We start from the raw sequence: 17,775 nt of genomic DNA, 5'->3' as shown, positions 1-17,775 counted from the left end.
CGCCCCGCGTGCCGGTACGCACGACACAGCATGCCGGAGCGCGCGACACAGCATGCCAGGACGCACGACACGACGTGCCAGAACGCACGACACGGCATGCCAGAACGCGCGACACGGTGGGCTTGCGGGCCCGGTGGGTCAGGCTTCGCAGGCCAGGGCGGCGAGGGCGGAGTGGACCATCAGCCGGGTGCCGGTGAGGAGAGCGCGCTCGTCGAGTTCGAAGGTGGGCTGGTGCAGGTCGCGCATCGGGCCGTCGCCGGGCCAAACGCCCAGCCGGGCGAACGCCCCGGGCACGTGCTCCAGGTACCAGCCGAAGTCCTCGCCACCGGAGGACTGCTCGGTGCCGGCCAGCGCGTCGTCGCCGAGTGCCGCCTCGGCTCCGGCGCGCAGGATGGCGGTGCTGTCCTGGTCGCTGACGACGGGGGGAACGCCCCGCCGGTAGTCGAGTTCGAAACCGACGCCGGTGGGAGCCAGCAGGGACTCCACCGAGGACGCGACCAGCGGCTCCAGGGTCCGCCACGTCTCGCGGTCGGCGGTGCGCAGCGTGCCGCGCAGCATGCCGTTCATCGGCACGGCGTTCGCCGCCTCGCCCGCGTGCACCGCGCCCCAGACCAGCACCGTGCCGGAGCGCGGGTCGACCCGGCGGGACAGCAGTGCGGGCAGGCCCGTGATGACGCTGCCGAGCGCGTGCACCAGGTCGGCCGTCAGATGCGGACGCGAGGTGTGCCCGCCGGGGGAGGTCAGCCGCAGCTCGATCAGATCGGCGGCGGAGGTCAGCGCGCCGACGCGGGTGCCGACGCGGCCGACCGGCAGCCTCGGGTCGCAGTGCAGCCCGAAGATGCGGTCCACGTCCTTGAGCGCGCCGCCCGCGATCGCGTCCAGCGCACCCCCCGGCATGACCTCCTCGGCGGGCTGGAAGATCAGCCGGACCCGGCCGGGCAACTCGGGGGCCGCGGCGAGAGCCAGCCCCGCGGCCAGCAGGATCGATGTGTGCGCGTCATGCCCGCAGGCGTGCATCGCTCCCGGGACGGTGGATGCGAACGGCACATCGGTGACCTCGGTGAGCGGCAGCGCGTCCATGTCGGCGCGGAGCGCGACGCAGGACGGGCCCGAACCGAGGTCGCACAGCACGCCGGTGCCGCCGGGCATCAGGGCGGGCTTGAGGCCGACCGAGCGCAGCACGCTCATCACGAACTCGGTGGTGGCGTACTCCTGCCGGGACAGCTCGGGGTGGGCGTGGATGTGCCTGCGCCAGGCCACGACGTCCGTCGCGTTGGCCTCGATCCACTCGTCCAGCCAGGACGGCCCGCGACCGGCTCCGACGTCCTGCACAGGTGCCATGCCGACCCCGGTCTCCGTGATGAGCGCGTCGGAGCCGGCGCGGTGCCTGCCGCCTTCACTGTCGCCGGGCAGGTCGTGCCGTGAATCGAGAATGGTCATGCCACACCCCCGTTCGCAGCACCGGTCGCCTCGAAGATCGTCCGCTGAGTGATGATTGTCCTACGCATTTGCTGACAGTGTTGCACCATCCAGGTGACGAATGGGCAGAAGCGTCCACGCTGCGAGACAGCCGGTAGCCGATGTGCGTTGAGCGGCTGGGAGTAGTTCGGCCTGACTGTAGAAGCGCAGGGCGACGATCGGTGACGCTGTGTCAGCTGCCGGCGTTGCGCCGCTTGCTGCGGATCCGGCGACCACCGATCACCAGCAGCAGCAGTACCAGCGCGATTCCGCCGACGATGAACTTGGTCTGCGTCTTCTCCGAGTCGGCCTGCTCGCTCTCCGCCGGGTCGATCGTCGGACCGGTCTCGGCGGGCGTCTCGGCGGGCGGTTCGGTCGGGTCCTGGACGAGCACGGGTGCGCTCGCCGCGACGCCCGCGACCCGCGGCGCCTGCCCCTCGGCCGCGGCGGTGAACGGCCCGGCCATCATCGTCAGCACTCCGAGCGTCAGTACCACGGCAACTCGACGCAACCTCGTCAGCACGCACTGTCTCCTTTCGGCGGCACCCAGTGTGCCTGCCCGCGACGTCCGCGTCACCAGTCCACCCCTTCGCCCGCGCGGCGGGACCCCGCCCGTCACTCGCGCCCGAACGCGCCGAGGATCCGCTCGGCGGCCAGCGTCGCCGGGATCTCACCCTCCCGAACGGCCCGTTCCACCTCCGGCACGACCTCGCGCACGCCCGGGTGCGCGGACAGGCTGCCGAGCAACTGCTCGCGCACCATCGCCCAGGTCCAGTCGACCTGCTGGGTACGACGTTTCCCTTCCAGGTCACCGGATCTCTCCAGGGTGGCCCGGTGCTCGCCGATCTTCGACCAGACGGTGTCCAGGCCGAGATCGTGCAGCGCGCTGCACGTCAGCACCGGCGGGGTCCAGTCGGCGTCCGGCCCGTAGATCATCCGCAGTGCCCCGGCCAGCTCCCGCCCGGCACGCTTGGCCTCCCGCTCGTGCTCGCCGTCGGCCTTGTTCACCGCGATCACGTCGGCGAGTTCCAGCACGCCCTTCTTGATGCCCTGCAACTGGTCGCCGGTGCGGGCCAGGGTCAGGAACACGAAGCAGTCGACCATGTTCGCCACGGTCACCTCGGACTGCCCGACACCGACGGTCTCCACCAGGACGACGTCGTATCCGGCCGCCTCCATCAGCACGATCGTCTCGCGGGTGGCGCGGGCGACGCCGCCGAGCGTGCCGGAGGTCGGCGAGGGCCGGATGAACGCCGAGGGATCGACGGCCAGGCGTGCCATCCGGGTCTTGTCACCGAGGATGCTGCCGCCGGTGCGGGTCGACGAGGGGTCCACGGCCAGCACGGCGACCCGGTGCCCGGCGCCGGTGAGGTCGGTGCCGAGCTGGTCGATGAACGTGGACTTGCCCACCCCCGGCACGCCGGTGATGCCGACGCGCTGGGCCCCGCCGGCGTGCGGCAGCAGTTCGACGAGCAGTTCCTGCGCCTGTTCCCGATGCTCGGGGCGTGCCGATTCGACGAGGGTGATGGAGCGCGACAGCGTGCCCCGGTCGCCGGCGAGGACACCCGCCGCCAGCGCGGGCACGTCGAATGTGCGGACCACGCGCGCCTCAGCCGTGCTGGGCGTTGAGCTGGCCGAGCAGGTCGATCGCCGCGTCGGCGATCACCGTGCCGGGGCCGAAGATGGCGGCGGCACCGGCCTTGCGCAGCTCCTCGTAGTCCTGCGGCGGGATCACTCCCCCGGCGACCACCATGATGTCCGAACGGTCCAGTTCGGCGAGTTCGTCGCGCAGGGCGGGGATGAGCGAGAGGTGCCCGGCGGCGAGCGAGGAGACGCCGATGATGTGCACGTCCGCCTCGACGGCCTGGCGGGCGACCTCGGCCGGGGTGGAGAACAGCGGGCCGACGTCGACGTCGAAACCGATGTCGGCGAACGCCGTCGCGATCACCTTCTGGCCGCGGTCGTGGCCGTCCTGGCCCATCTTGGCCACCAGGATGCGCGGCCGGCGGCCCTCCGCCTCGGCGAAGGTCTCCACCTCCGAGCGTGCCTGTTCCACGTTCGCCGACTTGCCGACCTCTTCGCGGTACACACCGGAGATGGTACGAATCTGCCCGGAGTGACGGCCCCAGATGCGCTCCAGCGCGTCGGAGATCTCGCCGACGGTGGCCTTGGCGCGCGCGGCGTCCACGGCCAGCTCCAGCAGGTTGCCGTCCGCCTCGGCCCCGGCGGTGAGCCTGCGCAGGGCGTCCTGGGTGCCCTCCTCGTCCCGTTCCTCGCGCAGCCGCCGCAGCTTCTCGAGCTGCTGGTTGCGCACGTCGGCGTTGTCGACCTTGAGCACGTCGATCTGCTCGTCCGAGGTGAGCTGGTACTTGTTGATGCCGATGACGGGCTGCCTGCCCGAGTCGATCCGCGCCTGGGTACGGGCGGCGGCCTCCTCGATGCGCAGCTTGGGGATGCCCGCGTCGATGGCCTTCGCCATGCCGCCCGCGGACTCGACCTCACGGATGTGCGCCCACGCCTTGCGCGCCAGGTCGTAGGTGAGCTTCTCGACGAACGCGCTGCCGCCCCACGGGTCGATGACCCGCGTGGTGCCGGATTCCTGCTGCAGCAACAACTGCGTGTTGCGGGCGATGCGGGCGGAGAAGTCGGTCGGCAACGCGAGCGCCTCGTCGAGTGCGTTGGTGTGCAGCGACTGGGTGTGTCCCTGGGTCGCCGCCATCGCCTCGACGCAGGTGCGGGCCACGTTGTTGTAGACGTCCTGCGCGGTCAGCGACCAGCCGGAGGTCTGGCAGTGCGTACGCAGCGACAGCGACTTCGCCGACGTCGGCTCGAACCGCCGCACCAGCTTCGCCCACAGCAGCCGGGCCGCACGCATCTTCGCGACCTCCATGAAGAAGTTCATCCCGATCGCCCAGAAGAACGACAGCCGGGGCGCGAACGTGTCGATGTCCAGGCCGCCGTCCATGCCCGCCCGGATGTACTCGACGCCGTCGGCGAGCGTGTAGGCCAGCTCCAGGTCGGCGGTCGCCCCGGCCTCCTGCATGTGGTAGCCGGAAATGGAGATGGAGTTGAACCGCGGCATCTCCCGTGAGGTGAAGGAGAAGATGTCGGAGATGATCCGCATCGACGGCTGCGGCGGATAGATGTAGGTGTTGCGGACCATGAACTCCTTGAGGATGTCGTTCTGGATGGTCCCGGCCAGTTTCTCGTGCGCGACGCCCTGTTCCTCGGCGGCGACGATGTAGAGCGCCATCACCGGCAGCACGGCGCCGTTCATCGTCATCGACACGCTCATCCTGTCCAGCGGGATGCCGTCGAAGAGCTGGCGCATGTCGTAGATGGAGTCGATGGCCACACCCGCCATGCCGACGTCTCCGGCCACGCGCGGGTGGTCGGAGTCGTAACCGCGGTGGGTGGCCAGATCGAACGCCACCGACAGACCCTTCTGCCCGGCGGCGAGGTTCCGGCGGTAGAAGGCGTTCGAGGCCTCTGCGGTGGAGAATCCCGCGTACTGGCGGACGGTCCACGGCTGGTTCACGTACATCGTCGGATACGGGCCGCGCAGATAGGGCGCGATGCCCGGGTAGGTATCGAGAAAGTCCACTTCGGACAGGTCGGCCGCGGTGTACACCGGCTTGATGTCGATGCCCTCCGGCGTCTCCCAGGTGAGCGCGTCCGGTCCTTTGCCGGTGCTCTCCTGCAGCGCCTGGGCCCAGTCGGCCTGGCCGGTGCCGGTCGTCCCGCCGAGTTCGACGTCGGCGAAGTTCGGGATGGCCATCACTGCACTCCCAGCGTTTCCAATGTGGACTCCAGCACGGCGACCGCGTCGCAACCGGTGTGCAGGTACCCGGCGACGCCGGGGTGCTCGCCCGGTTTCCCGGCCAGCAGCACCGCTTTCGCCCCGGCGCCGGTGAGCGCCTTCGCCACCTCGGCGGCCTGCTCGGCGTAGGCGGAGTCGTTGCCGCACAGGCAGGCGACGCTCGCCCCACTGTCGGTGAAGGCGGCGACGAGGTCGTCGGTGGCGCCCGGGTTGACCGCCTCGATGCCGCCCGCCGCGAACAGGTTCGCGGCGAACATCGCCGTGGCGGTGTGCGCGGCGACGGGGCCGAGGGTGGCCAGGAAGACCCGGGGCCGCTGCCCGTGCGCCTCGGCCCGGTCGCGCAGCCGTTCGTACGCCTGTGCGTAGTGCACTCTCGGCAGACCGCCCTCACCCTCGGATTCGGACGGTGTGCCGCGACGGGTCAGCGGTTTCTCCTCCAGGTTGGGAAATTCGCTGACGCCGGTGAGCGGATCGGCACGGGTGGCGAGGTTGCGCGAACGCGCGGCCCAGGTCTCGGCGAGCCTGCCGGCGAACGAACCGGACTCCAGCGCGGCCTCGATCCCGCCTTCGCGTTCGAGTTCGGTGAACTCCCGCCAGGCGGCCCTGGCCAGTTCGTCGGTCAGGTTCTCGACGTACCAGGAGCCGCCCGCCGGGTCGATCACTCCGGCCAGCTTGGTCTCCTCCAGCAGGATCGAGGAGGTGTTGCGGGCGATCCGCCGGGAGAAGTCGTCCGGCAGCCCGGCACGGTGGTCGAACGGCAGCACGGTGATCGCGTTCGCCCCACCGGTGGCGGCGCCGAAACAGGCGAGGGTGCAGCGCAGCATGTTCACCCACGGATCGCGCACCGTCAGCATGGCGGGCGAGGTGACGGCGTGCTGGCGCATCCCGTGCGGGCGTGCTCCGGCGACCTCGGCGACCCGGGCCCACAACCGCCGTGCGGCACGGAACTTGGCCAGGGTGAGGAACTGGTCGGCGGTGGCGGCGAGCCGGAACTCGATCCGCGCGGCGGCGGTGTCCACGTCGAGGCCCGCGTCGGTGAGCGCGCGCAGGTACGCCACGCCGGTGGCGATGGCGGCACCGAGTTCCTGGGCGTCCGAACCGCCCGCGCCGTGGTAGGGCAGGCCGTCGGCGACGAAGGTGTGCAGGGCTGGGTGTTTCCCGGCGAGCCTGGCGGCGAATCCGGCGGCGGCGGCCACGTCGCGCGCCCGGCCGGTGCGCGCGTGCTGGCCGATCGGGTCGGCGCCGGCGTTGCCGACCACGAAGGCGTCGCCGATGTCGCGTTCGGCGAAGACTTCCAGCAGGGCGGCGGTGGCGGCCTCGTAGCCCTCACCCGCGTCGAGCACGACAGGGGCGAGTTCGGGGTAGACCCCGGCCAGCGCGTCGGCGATCCGGTCCACCGGAACACCGCCGTCCCCGGCCCGCAGCCAGAGCGAACCCGCGCCGCATTCCAGATCGGCGAGCACGGCCTTGTTGGTGACGGCCGGGTCCGGGTCGGCGTGGAACTGCCGGAGCTGCCAACCCGCGGCGACCCCGCCCTCGGGGTCGCTGCCGCGGACGAACGGCGGCCTGCCGGGGAAACCGATCTCCGGGGCGCTGTCCTCGGCGGTGTAGAGGGGACGCACGTCGATGCCGTCGTAGGTACGGGTGCCGAGCAGGCTCGCCGGGTCGCCCTCGAAGTCCTCCGGCAGAGCACCGCTCTTGCGCAGTACGCCCGCCACGAGCTCCTGCCAGTCCGCGTGCGCCGGGGTGCCGAAATCGGCGGCGAGATCGAGTTCGTCCGGTTCCAGTCCGGCGACCGACTCCGCCGGCACGGACGACTCTGTCTGCGCACCCTTGGTCATAACCGGTCATGGTAGGGCCACGAATGCCCGGATCGCCCGAGCGCTGTGAGGCTAATCGCGGTTAACAAGGCGCGTGGCCGTGTGACTCCGGAGGGCGTCCGACACAATGGTGTGGTGTCCAGCGCCAGTCAGGAGCCCCGCGTCGTCGCCGGCCGTTACCGCCTGCGATCGGTGATCGGCTCGGGCTCGATGGGCACCGTCTGGTCCGCCTACGACGAGTTCCTGCACCGCCCGGTCGCGGTGAAGGAGGTCCGGCTGCCGTCCGGGGTCCCGGCGGCGCAGGCCGACGAGGTCCGCGAGCGGACGCTGCGCGAGGCGCGCGCGATCGCCGTACTGTCTCACCCGAACGTGATCACCCTGCACGATGTCGCCAGGGAGCACGGCGAGCCCTTCGTGGTGATGGAACTGCTGCCCTCACGCAGTCTCGGGGCGCTGCTCGGCCAGATGGGCAACCTGGACGACGCGCAGGCCGCCGCCGTCGCGGACGCGGTCGCCGCCGCGCTGGAGGCCGCGCACGCCGCCGGCATCACGCACCGCGACGTCAAGCCGGGCAACGTGCTCGTGGCGAGCGACGGCCGGATCAAGCTGACCGACTTCGGCATCGCGCGGAACGTGTCCGAGGTCACCATGACCGGGACCGGGATGATGCTCGGCTCCCCGGCGTACATCGCGCCCGAGGTGGCCACCGGCGGCGCGGTCACCCCGGCCGCGGACCTGTGGGGACTCGGCGCGACGCTGTTCGCCGCGATCGAGGGCCACCCGCCCTACGACGCCGACGGAGATCCGCTGGAGACGGTCGGCCACGTGGTCAACGGTGCGGTGCCGAGGGCCGCGCCGGGCCCGCTGGGCGACCTGATCGCGGACCTGATGCGCAAGGACCCCGCCGAACGGGCCTCGCTGAGCCAGGTGCGGGCGACCCTGCACCCGCTGCTGACCGTGCCGAGGGAGAGGCTGTTCGACGCCGCGCTGTTCGCCTCGGGCACCCCGGACGCCGCAGGCAGGCTGGACGTCACCGACACGCAGACGATCGAGCCGGTGGTCCCGGCGGAGGCGAGATCGGAGCGCAGCGCCGAACTGGCGGGTGACCCGGGACCGTTGCCCTTCGCCACCGGCCCGGCGCGGGCACCGTCGGCGCGGGACACCGCGGCCGCCCCGGTTCCCGCCGGGCGTGGTGCCGCGGCGGCCACGGCACTGGTGCTCGCGGCGGTGCTGCTGTTCGCGGGCGCGGGCGTCGGCGGGTTCGCGCTGACCCGGGCGATCGGCGGCGCGGACGTCTCCCCACCGGCCGCCGTGCCGGAGACGCCGTTCACCCCGGTGCGCTCGCCGCAGGAACAACCCTTCGTGACGCGGACGGGCGATGCGACGAACCTCAACGGCGCCAAGGGTGGCGCGTTCTCGGCGGAGGTGCCGGAGGACTGGGCCCGTTTCGTCACGCAGCGGCCGAAGGACGGGCTGCCGTCGAGCACGCTGGTCCAGTTCGTCTCGCCGGACGGCACGCAGGTGCTGGGCGTGGAGCGGTTCGCGGACTACTACAGCGCCTTCGAGACGGGGGACTACGCCGCGGAACTGGAGAAGCGCTGGCGGCCCGACGATTTCGTCCCGGTGGAGTCGGATCCGCCGGCCGACGGCACCGATGCGGTGGAACTGACGTACAACACGGTGGAGCGGATCAGCGAGGACCGGCAGGAGTCACGGCCGGACACCCGCTCGCTGAACCGGACGACGTTCGCCCGCGCCTTCCGCGCCGAGGACTCGCTCTGGGTCGCCAGCATCACCGTGCCGACCGAGCAGCAGGTCAAGGCCAGGGTGGACCTCTACGAGCGGATCATCCCGACGTTCCGGCAGACCGGCTGACCGGCAGACCGGCAGACCGGCTGACGAGCCGAAGGGGCCGACCGGCTCCGGCCGGTTCGCGGCCCCGGGGGTCAGGTCTCGAACCGCCGGGCGGAGGCCTGCTGGTGGGCGATCCGGCGCAGGGCGGCCAGCATCGCGTCGCCGAGCATGGTGCCCACCACGGCGGCCTCGACGATCGACTCGGTCGCGGTCAGCCCGTCGAGGATGCCCAGATCGGCCTCGGCGAGGCGTTCGGCGGCGTCGGCGTAGTCGGGCAGGCGGTCGGCGAGCACGGTGTTGCCGAGATCGCGGAGCACGCAGAGCACGCCGACCAGCGCGGCCACCACGGGGTCGTCCTCCTTGAGTTCCCAGCCGTGCTCGGCGGCGACCTCCTCGACGCGGGCGATCGCCCAGTCGCGTCCGGCCGGGTCGGGATCCGCGGCCAGGACCGGAAGTCCGTGCTGGGCGACGCCGAGCACGTGGTGCAGTGAGGGCTCCGGTTCGTCGATGGCATCGAGCACCTCGCGCACCCCCGCGATCGTCATGCCGCCGATGTCGACGAGGGCGCGGACGAGCTTGAGCCTGCGGACGTGGGCCTCGTCGTAACGCGCCTGGTTGCGGCCTGTCCGCTCCCCCGCGGGAAGTAGTCCCTCCCGCAGGTAGTACTTGATCGTCGGCACCGGCACGCCGGATTCGCGGCTCAGTTCGGCCATCCGCATGAGTGCTCGGCCCTTCCTGTGAACTTCTCAGTGTGGATAGTATAACTTCCCAAAGTAGATACTGACGCTATCCGCTATCTGCCTGGGGGAAACGTGAGCACGTCACCCGTACCCGCCGCCCGCACCGCGGGCTGGCACCGGCCCATGCTGGTCTTCGCCTGGGTCATGGCGGCGGCCACCGTCGCCACGGCCGTCGGTCTCGCGGTCGACGACCGCACGCTGGCCGGCTCGCCGATGTGGCTCAAACCGTTCAAGTTCGCCGTCTCGATGGCCCTGTACTCCGTGACCTGGTCGTGGATGTTCTCCTTGCTGTACAAGGGAAAACGGTTCGCCTCCTGGGTCTCGTCCGGTCTCGTCGCCGCACTGGCGATCGAGTTCGCCCTGATGGCCGTACAGGCGTTCCGCGGCCGGGCCAGCCACTTCAACGCCGAGACCGCGTTCGACGCACGGCTCTTCACGATCATGGGCTACGCGATCGCCGCGCTGTGGATCGGCACGCTGATCCTCACCGTGATGGTGTGCCGGGCACCGATCGCGGACCTCGCCGAACGCTGGGCGATCCGGCTCGGCGCGCTCATCGCGCTGGCCGGCCTCGCCCTCGGTGTGCTGATGGTGACGCCCACCGCCGACCAGACCAGGCAGCGCGAGCGGACCGGCACGAGCGACGCGATCGGCGCGCACACCGTCGGCGCGCCCGACGGCGGTGCCGGGATGCCGATCACCGGCTGGAGCCTCACCGGTGGCGACCTGCGCATCCCGCACTTCGTCGGCATCCACGCCCTCCAGTTGCTGCCGTTGTTCGCGCTCGCGCTCGGCGCCCTGGCCCGCCGGACGCCCGCGTTGCGTTCCGGAACGGTCCGCGCCCGCCTGGTGCTCACGGCGGCCCTCGGTTACGCCGGCCTGGTCGCACTCGTCACCTGGCAGGCCCTGCGCGGCCAGCCGCTGACCAGCCCGGACGCCGCCACCCTGCTCGCACTCGCCGCGCTGGTCGCCGCCGTCGCCGGTGGCGCCGTCCTGGCGTTGCGCGCCCCCGTTCCCGACCGGCCCGCGCCGCACACCGAACCGGAGGTACTCCAGCGATGACCACCCAGACCCTGTTCGACCTGACGTTCCCCGTGGCCGTGCCGTTCTGGGCACTGATGATCCTGGCTCCGGGGTGGACCTGGACCCGGCGGGTGCTCGCGTCGCCGTGGGTCGCGACGCTGCCGTTGGCGGTGTACCTGCTCGTCGCGCTGCCGGAGTTCGGCACGCTCTGGGAGGTCGTCAGCGCGCCCGACCTGGAGACACTGCGGACGTTCCTCGGCACCCCGGCGGGCGCCGCCGCGATCTGGGCACACCTGATCTCGTTCGACCTGTTCGTCGGCCGCTGGATGTACCTCGACGCCCGGCGCACCGGGACGCACCCGCTGCTGATGGCGCCGATCCTGGTGCTGACGATCCTGCTCTCCCCGCTCGGCCTGCTCACCTACCTACTACTGCGCACCATCCGCCGGACGGTGACCCCGGGGGACGAGGAACGCCGAATCGAGCACGCCGCGTGACTCCGGTTCACCGTTCGGCACACACTCGCCGGACGGTGAACGAAGAAGATGCGGGGGCGCTTGTCGCCCGGTGACGACCCGTGGGCCGCCGAGCGGTTCCACCCACGGCGCGGGAGCGCACATCCCTGGTACCACGCTCCGTGGTCGGGGTCGCGGTGGTCACCCCTGCCGGCTGACTCGTGGTGGTGGTCCCGGACCGCACCAACTGCCCACTCGCACCCCCGGCGACCGCAATTCGTCGACGTATTGCGGTCCGGGTCGCCGCAATACGTCGACGAATTGCGGTGGGTATCGATCGGGTGAGTCGGTGGGCGCTCGGTGGGGTGGGGGCCGTGGACGCCGGTGACGGGTCGGGGCGGGCTGGGCCGGGAGGGCCCGTCGTAGGCTGTGCGACCGTGAGCGAGAAGAACGAGGCAACCGAGGAATTCCGGCTGGCCGCGCAGGCCGCCGAGGTGATCGCCGAGCGTACCGGCGTGCAGAAGCACGACCTCGCCGTCGTGCTGGGCTCCGGCTGGCGGCCCGCCGCGGACGTGATCGGCGAGGCGAGCGCGGAGATCCCGCTGGGGGAACTGCCCGGGTTCGAGGCGCCGAGCGCGGTGGGGCACGGCGGTACCGCGCGTTCGGTTCGCGTCGGCGACCGCAACGCACTGGTGCTGCTCGGCCGCACCCACCTCTACGAGGGCAAGGGCATCGCCAGGGTGGTGCACAACGTGCGCACCGCGGCTGCCGCGGGCGCGCGCACGGTCCTGCTGACCAACGCCGCCGGAGGCCTGCGCGAGGGCTTCTCGGTGGGCCAGCCGGTGCTGATCGCCGATCACCTGAACATGACGGCCACCTCACCGATCACCGGGGCTAACTTCGTCGACCTCGTCGACCTCTACTCCGGCAGGCTGCGGGCGCTGGCCAGGGAGATCGACCCCTCGCTGGCCGAGGGTGTCTACGCCGGGCTGCCGGGCCCGCACTTCGAGACCCCCGCCGAGATCCGGATGCTGCGCACGATCGGCGCCGACCTGGTCGGCATGTCGACGGTGCTGGAGGCCATCGCCGCGCGGGCGGCCGGGGTCGAGGTGTTCGGCCTGTCGCTGGTCACCAACCTGGCGGCCGGGATGACCGGCGAGCCGCTGAACCACGAAGAGGTGCTGGAGGCGGGTCGCGCCGCGGCCGAGCGGATGGGCACCCTGCTGCGCGAACTGGTGGCGCGGGCCTAGAGCACCGGGCGGCGAGAACGCCACCGCACGCCCGGCGCGCATCGTAGGCTGTGCCGATGACTGAGCCTCGACGTCTGACGCCTGCTTTGCGGGACAACGCTTTCCGCTGGATCGCCGACGACTGCGACGACGCCTCGCGGACCGAACTGCAGGACGTGCTGGCCCGCGCGATGGGCGGCGACGCGGACGCGCTCGCCGATCTCGCCGACCGGATGTCCGGCACGCTCGCGTTCGGCACGGCGGGCCTGCGCGGCCCGGTCCGCGCGGGACCGAACGGGATGAACGTCGCCGTGGTGGTCCGGACCACCGCGGGGGTCGCGTCCTGGCTGACGGCGCAGGGCCTTGCCGGTGGCACGGTGGTGCTCGGGCGGGACGCGCGGCACGGTTCGGCGGAGTTCGCCGCGGCGGCGGCGGAGGTGCTCGCGGCGGCCGGGTTCGCCGTTCGGGTACTGCCGGGGGCGCTGCCGACGCCGGTGCTCGCGTTCGCCGTCCGTCACCTCGGCGCGGTGGCCGGGATCCAGGTCACCGCCTCGCACAATCCCCCGGCGGACAACGGCTACAAGCTGTACGACAGCAGCGGCGCGCAGATCGTGCCGCCCGCGGACCAGCGGATCGAGGCGGCCATCGCGGCGGCCCCGACGGCCCGCGACGTTCCCCGCACGCCCGGCCCGCACCCCGTCGCCGAGGGCGTGACCGAGGCGTACCTGGCGCGGGTCGCCACGGTGCCGCGCGGTCCCGGCCGGAAGGTACGGGTGGCGGCGACGGCGCTGCACGGCGTCGGCGCGGAAACCCTGCGCGCCGCGCTCGCCGGAGCGGGCTTCACCGACGTGCACCTGGTGGCGGAACAGGCGGAACCGGATCCGGACTTCCCGACGGTCTCCTTCCCGAACCCGGAGGAGGACGGCGCGACCGATCTGCTGCTGGCGCTGGCCGAGCGCGCCGGTGCCGATGTGGCGGTCGCGCTCGACCCGGACGCCGATCGCTGCGCCCTCGGCGTTCCCGGCCGGGACGGGGTGTGGCGGATGCTGCGCGGTGACGAGACGGGGGTACTGCTCGGCGAGCATGTTCTGTCCACTGTGGACTCGACGCGGCAGCCCGATCCGCTGGTGGCGACCACGATCGTCTCCTCCTCGATGCTCGCGGCCGTCGCGAAGGCCCACGAGGCGCGTTATACCGAGACGCTGACCGGGTTCAAGTGGCTGGCCCGCGCGGGCACCGGCCTGGTGTTCGCCTACGAGGAGGCGCTCGGCGTGTGCGTCGATCCGGAGGCGGTGAACGACAAGGACGGCATCTCGGCCGCCGCGCTCGCCTGCGGTCTGGTGGCGGCACTGGGCGAGGACGGGCGCACGCTGCTGGACGCGCTCGACGAATTGGCCGTGCGGCACGGCGTGCATCTGACGGACCAGGTGTCGCTGCGCTTCGAGGACCTGTCGCGGATCGGCGCGCTGATGTCGGCCCTGCGGGCGAGCCCACCGGATTCGCTGGACGGCACCGCGCTGAGCACCGAGGACCTGCTTCCGGACGCGGACGTGCTGCGGTTGCGCGGCGAGGGGGTTCGGGTGATCGTCCGCCCGTCCGGCACCGAGCCGAAGCTGAAGGCGTACCTGGAGATCGTCGAGCCGGTGGACGGGCCGGACGCGCTGGAGCGTGCTCGCGCCCGCGCGGGCGAGCGACTGGCCGGCCTCCGCCGCGGGGTCGAGGGCCTGCTCACCGGTTGAGCGATCCCAGTCGTGCCAGGCCTTCCGGGGTCGGCGCGAGCGGGGCGCGGGCGCGCAGGGCGGCGTACTCCTCCGCCCGTGCGGCGTCCTTGCGCCGGGCGGACCCGTCGAGCCTGCCCAGCACCTCGGCCGGATCGCAGATCCACACGCCGGTGCCGGCGACCGGATGCCGGGTGGCGCCGCGGCGCAGGCCGGCGTGCGTACCGGTGAGCCGCGGCGGTAGGTCGAGCAGGCCGAGGTCGGTGACCAGCAGGTGGTCGAGCCGCCGCGGGGTGAGCGGGTCCGGCCTCCAGCGAAGGCACCAGGACAGCGAGGGGCCGTCCGCCCAGTCCGGGAAGTACGCGGGTACGGCGTGGATCTCGCGCAACAGGGCGGCGAGCCTGCGCAGGTTGCCGGGTTCCGGGTCGGCGACGTCGAGGGCGTGTCCGACAGTTCTCGGTCGATGGGATTCGTGATCGAGGCGGTGGCCGGCAAGGCGGCGGGAAGTCCTCGTACCGGTGTCGTACTCGGGCTTTCCGCCAACGCCGCCGGCCACAGTCTCGGCGCGAATACCGCGACCATGGAACTGTCGGACGCGCCCTGGATCGTTCGGGTGGAATGTCGCGCCACAGGCGACGAGCACGGCGGAACCGGAGAGCACCCAGGCGACCTCGTGCCGGGCGAGCGCGGCGACGAGGCCGGGGATGTCGGGCGCGGGGCGGTCGGCCGGATGCGGCACGGCGCACCTCCCCGCTTGCCCGGCCCGCGCGTCGCGGGCACGCTCGTGGACGTGCCGAGCCTACTGATCGTCCATCACACGCCCTCGCCGAATCTGCAGGCACTGCTCGAAGCCGTCCTCGCCGGGGCAGGCGATCCGGAGATCGAGGGGGTGGACGTGGTGCGCAGGCCCGCGCTGACGGCGACCGCCTCCGACGTGCTCGCCGCCGACGGCTACCTGCTCGGCACCACGGCCAACCTCGGGTACATGTCCGGGGCGCTGAAGCACTTCTTCGACCAGGTGTACTACCCGTGCCTGGACGCGACGCGTGGCAGGCCGTTCGGCTGTTACGTACACGGCGGCGACGACGTGACCGGCGCGGTCCGCTCGATCGGCACGATCACCACCGGGCTGGGCTGGACCCGGGTGGCCGAGCCGGTCGAGGTGACCGGCACACCCGGCCGGGAAGCGCTCGCCGCCTGCCGGGAACTCGGCGGCACCCTCGCCGCGCACCTGATGCCCTGAGATCCTCCGATTCCGATTCGGGCAACAGCCGGATTCCCGGCCACCGCTACCCATACGATGCCGCCATGGCACCACGCCGAACTCTCCTCGCCACCCTGCTGCTGACCGTGGCGGCCGTCGCGGGCTGCTCCGACGAGTCCGCCGTCGATCCGAACCTGCCGGACGGCGCGACGCTGATCCGGGAGGCCGCGGCGACGACGGCAGGCATCCGCAGCGCGCACTTCACGCTGGACGTGACCGGCACGGTCCCCGGTGTCGGCCTGCAGAATCTCGACGGTGATCTGACCAAGGACGGCGGGCCGTCCGGCGCGGCCAAGGGCAGCGGCAGGCTGGAGCTGTCCGGCCAGCTCGTCGAGGTCGAGTTCGTACTGGTGGACGAGAAGATCTACGTGAAGGGCCCGACCGGTGGGTTCCAGCAGCTTCCGGTGGCGCTGGGTGCGAGCGTGTACGACCCCTCCGCAGTGCTCGACCCGGATCGCGGGATCGCGAAGATCCTGACCGGCGTCACCGAGCCGCGCACCACCGCGCGGGAGGACGTCGACGGTACGGCGACGCTCAAGGTCGAGGGCAAGGTGGCGGGTGCCGCGCTCGCCGGGGTGCTGCCGGGCAGTCCGCCGGACGCGGAGGTGTCGTTCTGGGTGCGCGAGGAAACCGGCAACCTGCCGGTCAAGGCATCGCTGTCCTTTCCCGGCTCCGGCGACGAACCTTCCACTGTGGACGTGACGCTGTCCGATGTGGACAAGCCGGTGACCGTCACGCCGCCCGCCTGACATGGCGGCGGAGACGAGGACGGAAGCTGTTCCGCGGGGACGGGGCCGCTCGGTGGCGATCGGCGCGGGCGGGCTCGCGGTGCTGCTCGGTGCGCTCGACACCTACGTGGTGATCGGCCTGCTGCACCAGATCATCGACGACCTGCGCATCCCGGTGAACCGGCTGGAGCAGGTCACCCCGATCGTCACCGGGTACCTGCTCGGCTACGTCGCGGCGATGCCGCTGCTCGGGCAGGCGTCCGACCGTTTCGGCCGCAAGCCGCTGCTGCAGGCCTGCCTGGCCGGTTTCCTTGCCGGCTCGGTGCTGACCGCGCTGTCGCCGGACCTGCCGCTGCTGGTGGCCGGGCGGGTGGTGCAGGGCGTGGCCAGTGGTGCGCTGCTGCCGGTGACGATGGCGCTGGCGGCGGACCTGTGGACGGAGCGCAGGCGCGCGACGGTGCTCGGCGCGGTCGGCGCGGCGCAGGAACTCGGCAGCGTGCTCGGCCCGGTGTACGGGATCGCGCTGGCGGCGGTGGCGGGCTGGCGGGGCGTGTTCTGGGTGAACGTGCCGCTCGCGGTGCTGGCGATGGTGGCCGTGCACCTCACCCTGCCGCACGCGGCCCGGCCGGAGGGCGAGCGGGCGAAGGTGGACGTCGCCGGCGGCGGGCTGCTGGCGCTGACGCTGGGCCTGCTGGTCGTCGGCCTCTACAACCCCGATCCGCGGAGCCAGGTGCTGCCGCCGTGGGGACTCGGTTTCCTGCTCGCTTCGGCGGTGGCGTTCGCGGCGTTCCTGGTGTGGGAGTCGCGGGCGCGGACCCGGCTGATCGATCGCGCCGGACTGCTGCTGCGGCCGTTCCTCGCGGCGCTGGCGGCGAGTGTCGCGGCGGGCGCGGCGCTGATGGTGACGCTGGTGGACGTGGACCTGTTCGCGCAGACGCTGCTGGGCCTGGACGACCGGGGCGCGGTCGGGCTGTTGCTGCGGTTCCTGGTGGCGCTGCCCGCCGGTGCGCTGCTGGGCGGCGCGGTCGCCGCGCGGACCGGCGAACGGTGGGTCGCGGCGGCCGGGATGCTCGTCGCCTGTGCGGGTTTCCTGCTGATGTCCGGCTGGCCGATGGACGTGCTGGCCGCACGACACGATCTGGGCCTGGTCGAGCTGCCCCGGCTGGACACCGATCTGGTGATCGTCGGGCTGGGACTGGGGCTGGTGATCGCGCCGCTGTCCTCGGCCGTGCTGCGTGCGGTCCCGGCCACCCGGCACGGGATCGCGTCGGCCGCGCTGGTGGTGGCCAGGATGACCGGGATGCTGGTCGGGGTGGCGGCCCTGTCGGCGTGGGGACTGCACCGTTTCCACAGCCTGACCGCGAACCTGGACGTGCCGATCGTGGTGCTCTTCCCCTCGCGGGCCGAGTACGAGGCGGCGCTCGCGGCGTACACCGGCGGGGTCAGGGAGGCGCTGCTGGCGCAGTACGGCGAGATCTTCGCGATCACGGCTGTGGTGTGCGCGCTGGGCGCGCTGGCCGCGACGCTGATCGGCTCCCGGCGGCACCCGGCGGCGTTGCCGGAAGCCCGGGTACGGCACCGGTAGGAAACGTCCCGCCGCTTTGCCTGCCACGGCCTCGATCACGAATCCCATCGACCGGGAGTTACCGGGCAGGGCCTAGGCTGG

15 protein-coding genes are annotated in these 17,775 nt (G+C 72.3%); 8 read left to right on the top strand and 7 right to left on the bottom strand.

What is annotated here, in order from left to right; translation table 11 throughout:
- Positions 1-138 precede the first annotated feature (138 nt).
- From CFN78_RS02405 to CFN78_RS02385, 5 genes are all read right to left on the bottom strand, one after another.
- Entirely contained in the window at positions 139-1,440 is a 1,302-nt protein-coding gene (locus tag CFN78_RS02405) for a M20 family metallopeptidase (protein ID WP_094860831.1), read from the bottom strand.
- 211 nt (positions 1,441-1,651) lie between these two features.
- Complete coding sequence (locus CFN78_RS02400; RefSeq protein ID WP_133116271.1) at positions 1,652-1,981, bottom strand: hypothetical protein; 330 nt, start codon at positions 1,979-1,981, stop codon at positions 1,652-1,654.
- A 92-nt stretch (positions 1,982-2,073) separates the two neighbouring features.
- On the bottom strand, positions 2,074-3,060 hold the full coding sequence (gene meaB / locus CFN78_RS02395; protein WP_094860829.1) for a methylmalonyl Co-A mutase-associated GTPase MeaB: 987 nt from the start codon (positions 3,058-3,060) through the stop codon (positions 2,074-2,076).
- A gap of 7 nt (positions 3,061-3,067) precedes the next feature.
- Entirely contained in the window at positions 3,068-5,236 is a 2,169-nt protein-coding gene (gene scpA, locus CFN78_RS02390) for a methylmalonyl-CoA mutase (RefSeq protein WP_094860828.1), read from the bottom strand.
- Entirely contained in the window at positions 5,236-7,119 is a 1,884-nt protein-coding gene (locus CFN78_RS02385) for a methylmalonyl-CoA mutase family protein (protein WP_094860827.1), read from the bottom strand. Before CFN78_RS02385 ends, scpA begins: the two co-directional genes overlap by 1 nt.
- A gap of 189 nt (positions 7,120-7,308) precedes the next feature.
- Between CFN78_RS02385 and CFN78_RS02380 the strand changes: the two genes are divergently transcribed.
- Positions 7,309-8,973 carry a serine/threonine-protein kinase gene (locus CFN78_RS02380; protein ID WP_240519242.1) on the top strand — a complete coding sequence of 555 codons (1,665 nt, stop codon included), beginning with the start codon at positions 7,309-7,311 and terminating at the stop codon, positions 8,971-8,973.
- A gap of 71 nt (positions 8,974-9,044) precedes the next feature.
- Here CFN78_RS02380 and CFN78_RS02375 read toward each other — a convergent pair whose 3' ends face one another.
- Positions 9,045-9,665: a MerR family transcriptional regulator gene (locus tag CFN78_RS02375; protein ID WP_338065507.1), complete on the bottom strand. Its 621-nt coding sequence runs from the start codon at positions 9,663-9,665 to the stop codon at positions 9,045-9,047.
- A gap of 99 nt (positions 9,666-9,764) precedes the next feature.
- Here CFN78_RS02375 and CFN78_RS02370 point away from each other — a divergent pair, with 99 nt between their 5' ends.
- The 4 genes from CFN78_RS02370 (at position 9,765) to CFN78_RS02355 (ending at position 14,138) form a co-directional block, all read left to right on the top strand.
- Positions 9,765-10,754, top strand: a complete 990-nt coding sequence (locus CFN78_RS02370; RefSeq protein ID WP_240519216.1) for a hypothetical protein — start codon at positions 9,765-9,767, stop codon at positions 10,752-10,754.
- On the top strand, positions 10,751-11,212 hold the full coding sequence (locus CFN78_RS02365) for an ABA4-like family protein (RefSeq protein ID WP_094860825.1): 462 nt from the start codon (positions 10,751-10,753) through the stop codon (positions 11,210-11,212). The genes CFN78_RS02370 and CFN78_RS02365 overlap by 4 nt, the downstream gene beginning before the upstream one ends.
- A 395-nt stretch (positions 11,213-11,607) precedes the next feature.
- A complete protein-coding gene (locus CFN78_RS02360; RefSeq protein ID WP_240519215.1) occupies positions 11,608-12,420 on the top strand; it encodes a purine-nucleoside phosphorylase in 813 nt (270 codons plus the stop codon).
- Between the two features lie 56 nt (positions 12,421-12,476).
- Positions 12,477-14,138 carry a phospho-sugar mutase gene (locus CFN78_RS02355; RefSeq protein WP_094860824.1) on the top strand — a complete coding sequence of 554 codons (1,662 nt, stop codon included), beginning with the start codon at positions 12,477-12,479 and terminating at the stop codon, positions 14,136-14,138.
- Here CFN78_RS02355 and CFN78_RS28675 read toward each other — a convergent pair.
- Entirely contained in the window at positions 14,128-14,856 is a 729-nt protein-coding gene (locus CFN78_RS28675; protein ID WP_133116270.1) for a hypothetical protein, read from the bottom strand. The two genes, CFN78_RS02355 and CFN78_RS28675, sit on opposite strands and share 11 nt — an antisense overlap.
- A gap of 51 nt (positions 14,857-14,907) precedes the next feature.
- On the opposite strand from CFN78_RS28675, the gene CFN78_RS02345 reads away from it, so the two are divergent.
- The 3 genes from CFN78_RS02345 (at position 14,908) to CFN78_RS02335 (ending at position 17,694) form a co-directional block, all read left to right on the top strand.
- The gene (locus CFN78_RS02345) at positions 14,908-15,360 is read left to right on the top strand and encodes a flavodoxin family protein (protein WP_094861089.1); all 453 of its coding nucleotides are present in this window, start codon (positions 14,908-14,910) and stop codon (positions 15,358-15,360) included.
- A 65-nt stretch (positions 15,361-15,425) separates the two neighbouring features.
- Positions 15,426-16,130 (top strand): LppX_LprAFG lipoprotein, encoded by a 705-nt coding sequence (locus CFN78_RS02340; RefSeq protein WP_094860822.1) that lies wholly within the window; start codon positions 15,426-15,428, stop codon positions 16,128-16,130.
- Positions 16,131-16,182: 52 nt separating this feature from the next.
- Positions 16,183-17,694 carry an MFS transporter gene (locus CFN78_RS02335; RefSeq protein WP_420807838.1) on the top strand — a complete coding sequence of 504 codons (1,512 nt, stop codon included), beginning with the start codon at positions 16,183-16,185 and terminating at the stop codon, positions 17,692-17,694.
- The last annotated feature ends 81 nt before the right edge of the window (positions 17,695-17,775 follow it).

It is taken from the genome of Amycolatopsis antarctica (assembly GCF_002262875.1).
In the GTDB taxonomy this organism is placed as follows: Bacteria; Actinomycetota; Actinomycetes; order Mycobacteriales; family Pseudonocardiaceae; genus Amycolatopsis; species Amycolatopsis antarctica.
Note: the sequence above shows the minus strand (reverse complement) of the source record. Positions and strands in the feature narration are given on the sequence as shown.

Bases quoted from the DNA above. Each gene is read 5' to 3' on its own strand.
- CFN78_RS02405 (WP_094860831.1), bottom strand. From the start codon at position 1,440: ATGACCATTCTCGATTCACGGCACGACCTGCCCGGCGACAGTGAAGGC.
- scpA (WP_094860828.1), bottom strand. From the start codon at position 5,236: ATGGCCATCCCGAACTTCGCCGACGTCGAACTCGGCGGGACGACCGGC.
- CFN78_RS02385 (WP_094860827.1), bottom strand. From the start codon at position 7,119: ATGACCAAGGGTGCGCAGACAGAGTCGTCCGTGCCGGCGGAGTCGGTC.
- CFN78_RS02380 (WP_240519242.1), top strand. From the start codon at position 7,309: ATGGGCACCGTCTGGTCCGCCTACGACGAGTTCCTGCACCGCCCGGTC.
- CFN78_RS02375 (WP_338065507.1), bottom strand. From the start codon at position 9,665: ATGGCCGAACTGAGCCGCGAATCCGGCGTGCCGGTGCCGACGATCAAG.
- CFN78_RS02365 (WP_094860825.1), top strand. From the start codon at position 10,751: ATGACCACCCAGACCCTGTTCGACCTGACGTTCCCCGTGGCCGTGCCG.
- CFN78_RS02355 (WP_094860824.1), top strand. From the start codon at position 12,477: ATGACTGAGCCTCGACGTCTGACGCCTGCTTTGCGGGACAACGCTTTC.
- CFN78_RS02340 (WP_094860822.1), top strand. From the start codon at position 15,426: ATGGCACCACGCCGAACTCTCCTCGCCACCCTGCTGCTGACCGTGGCG.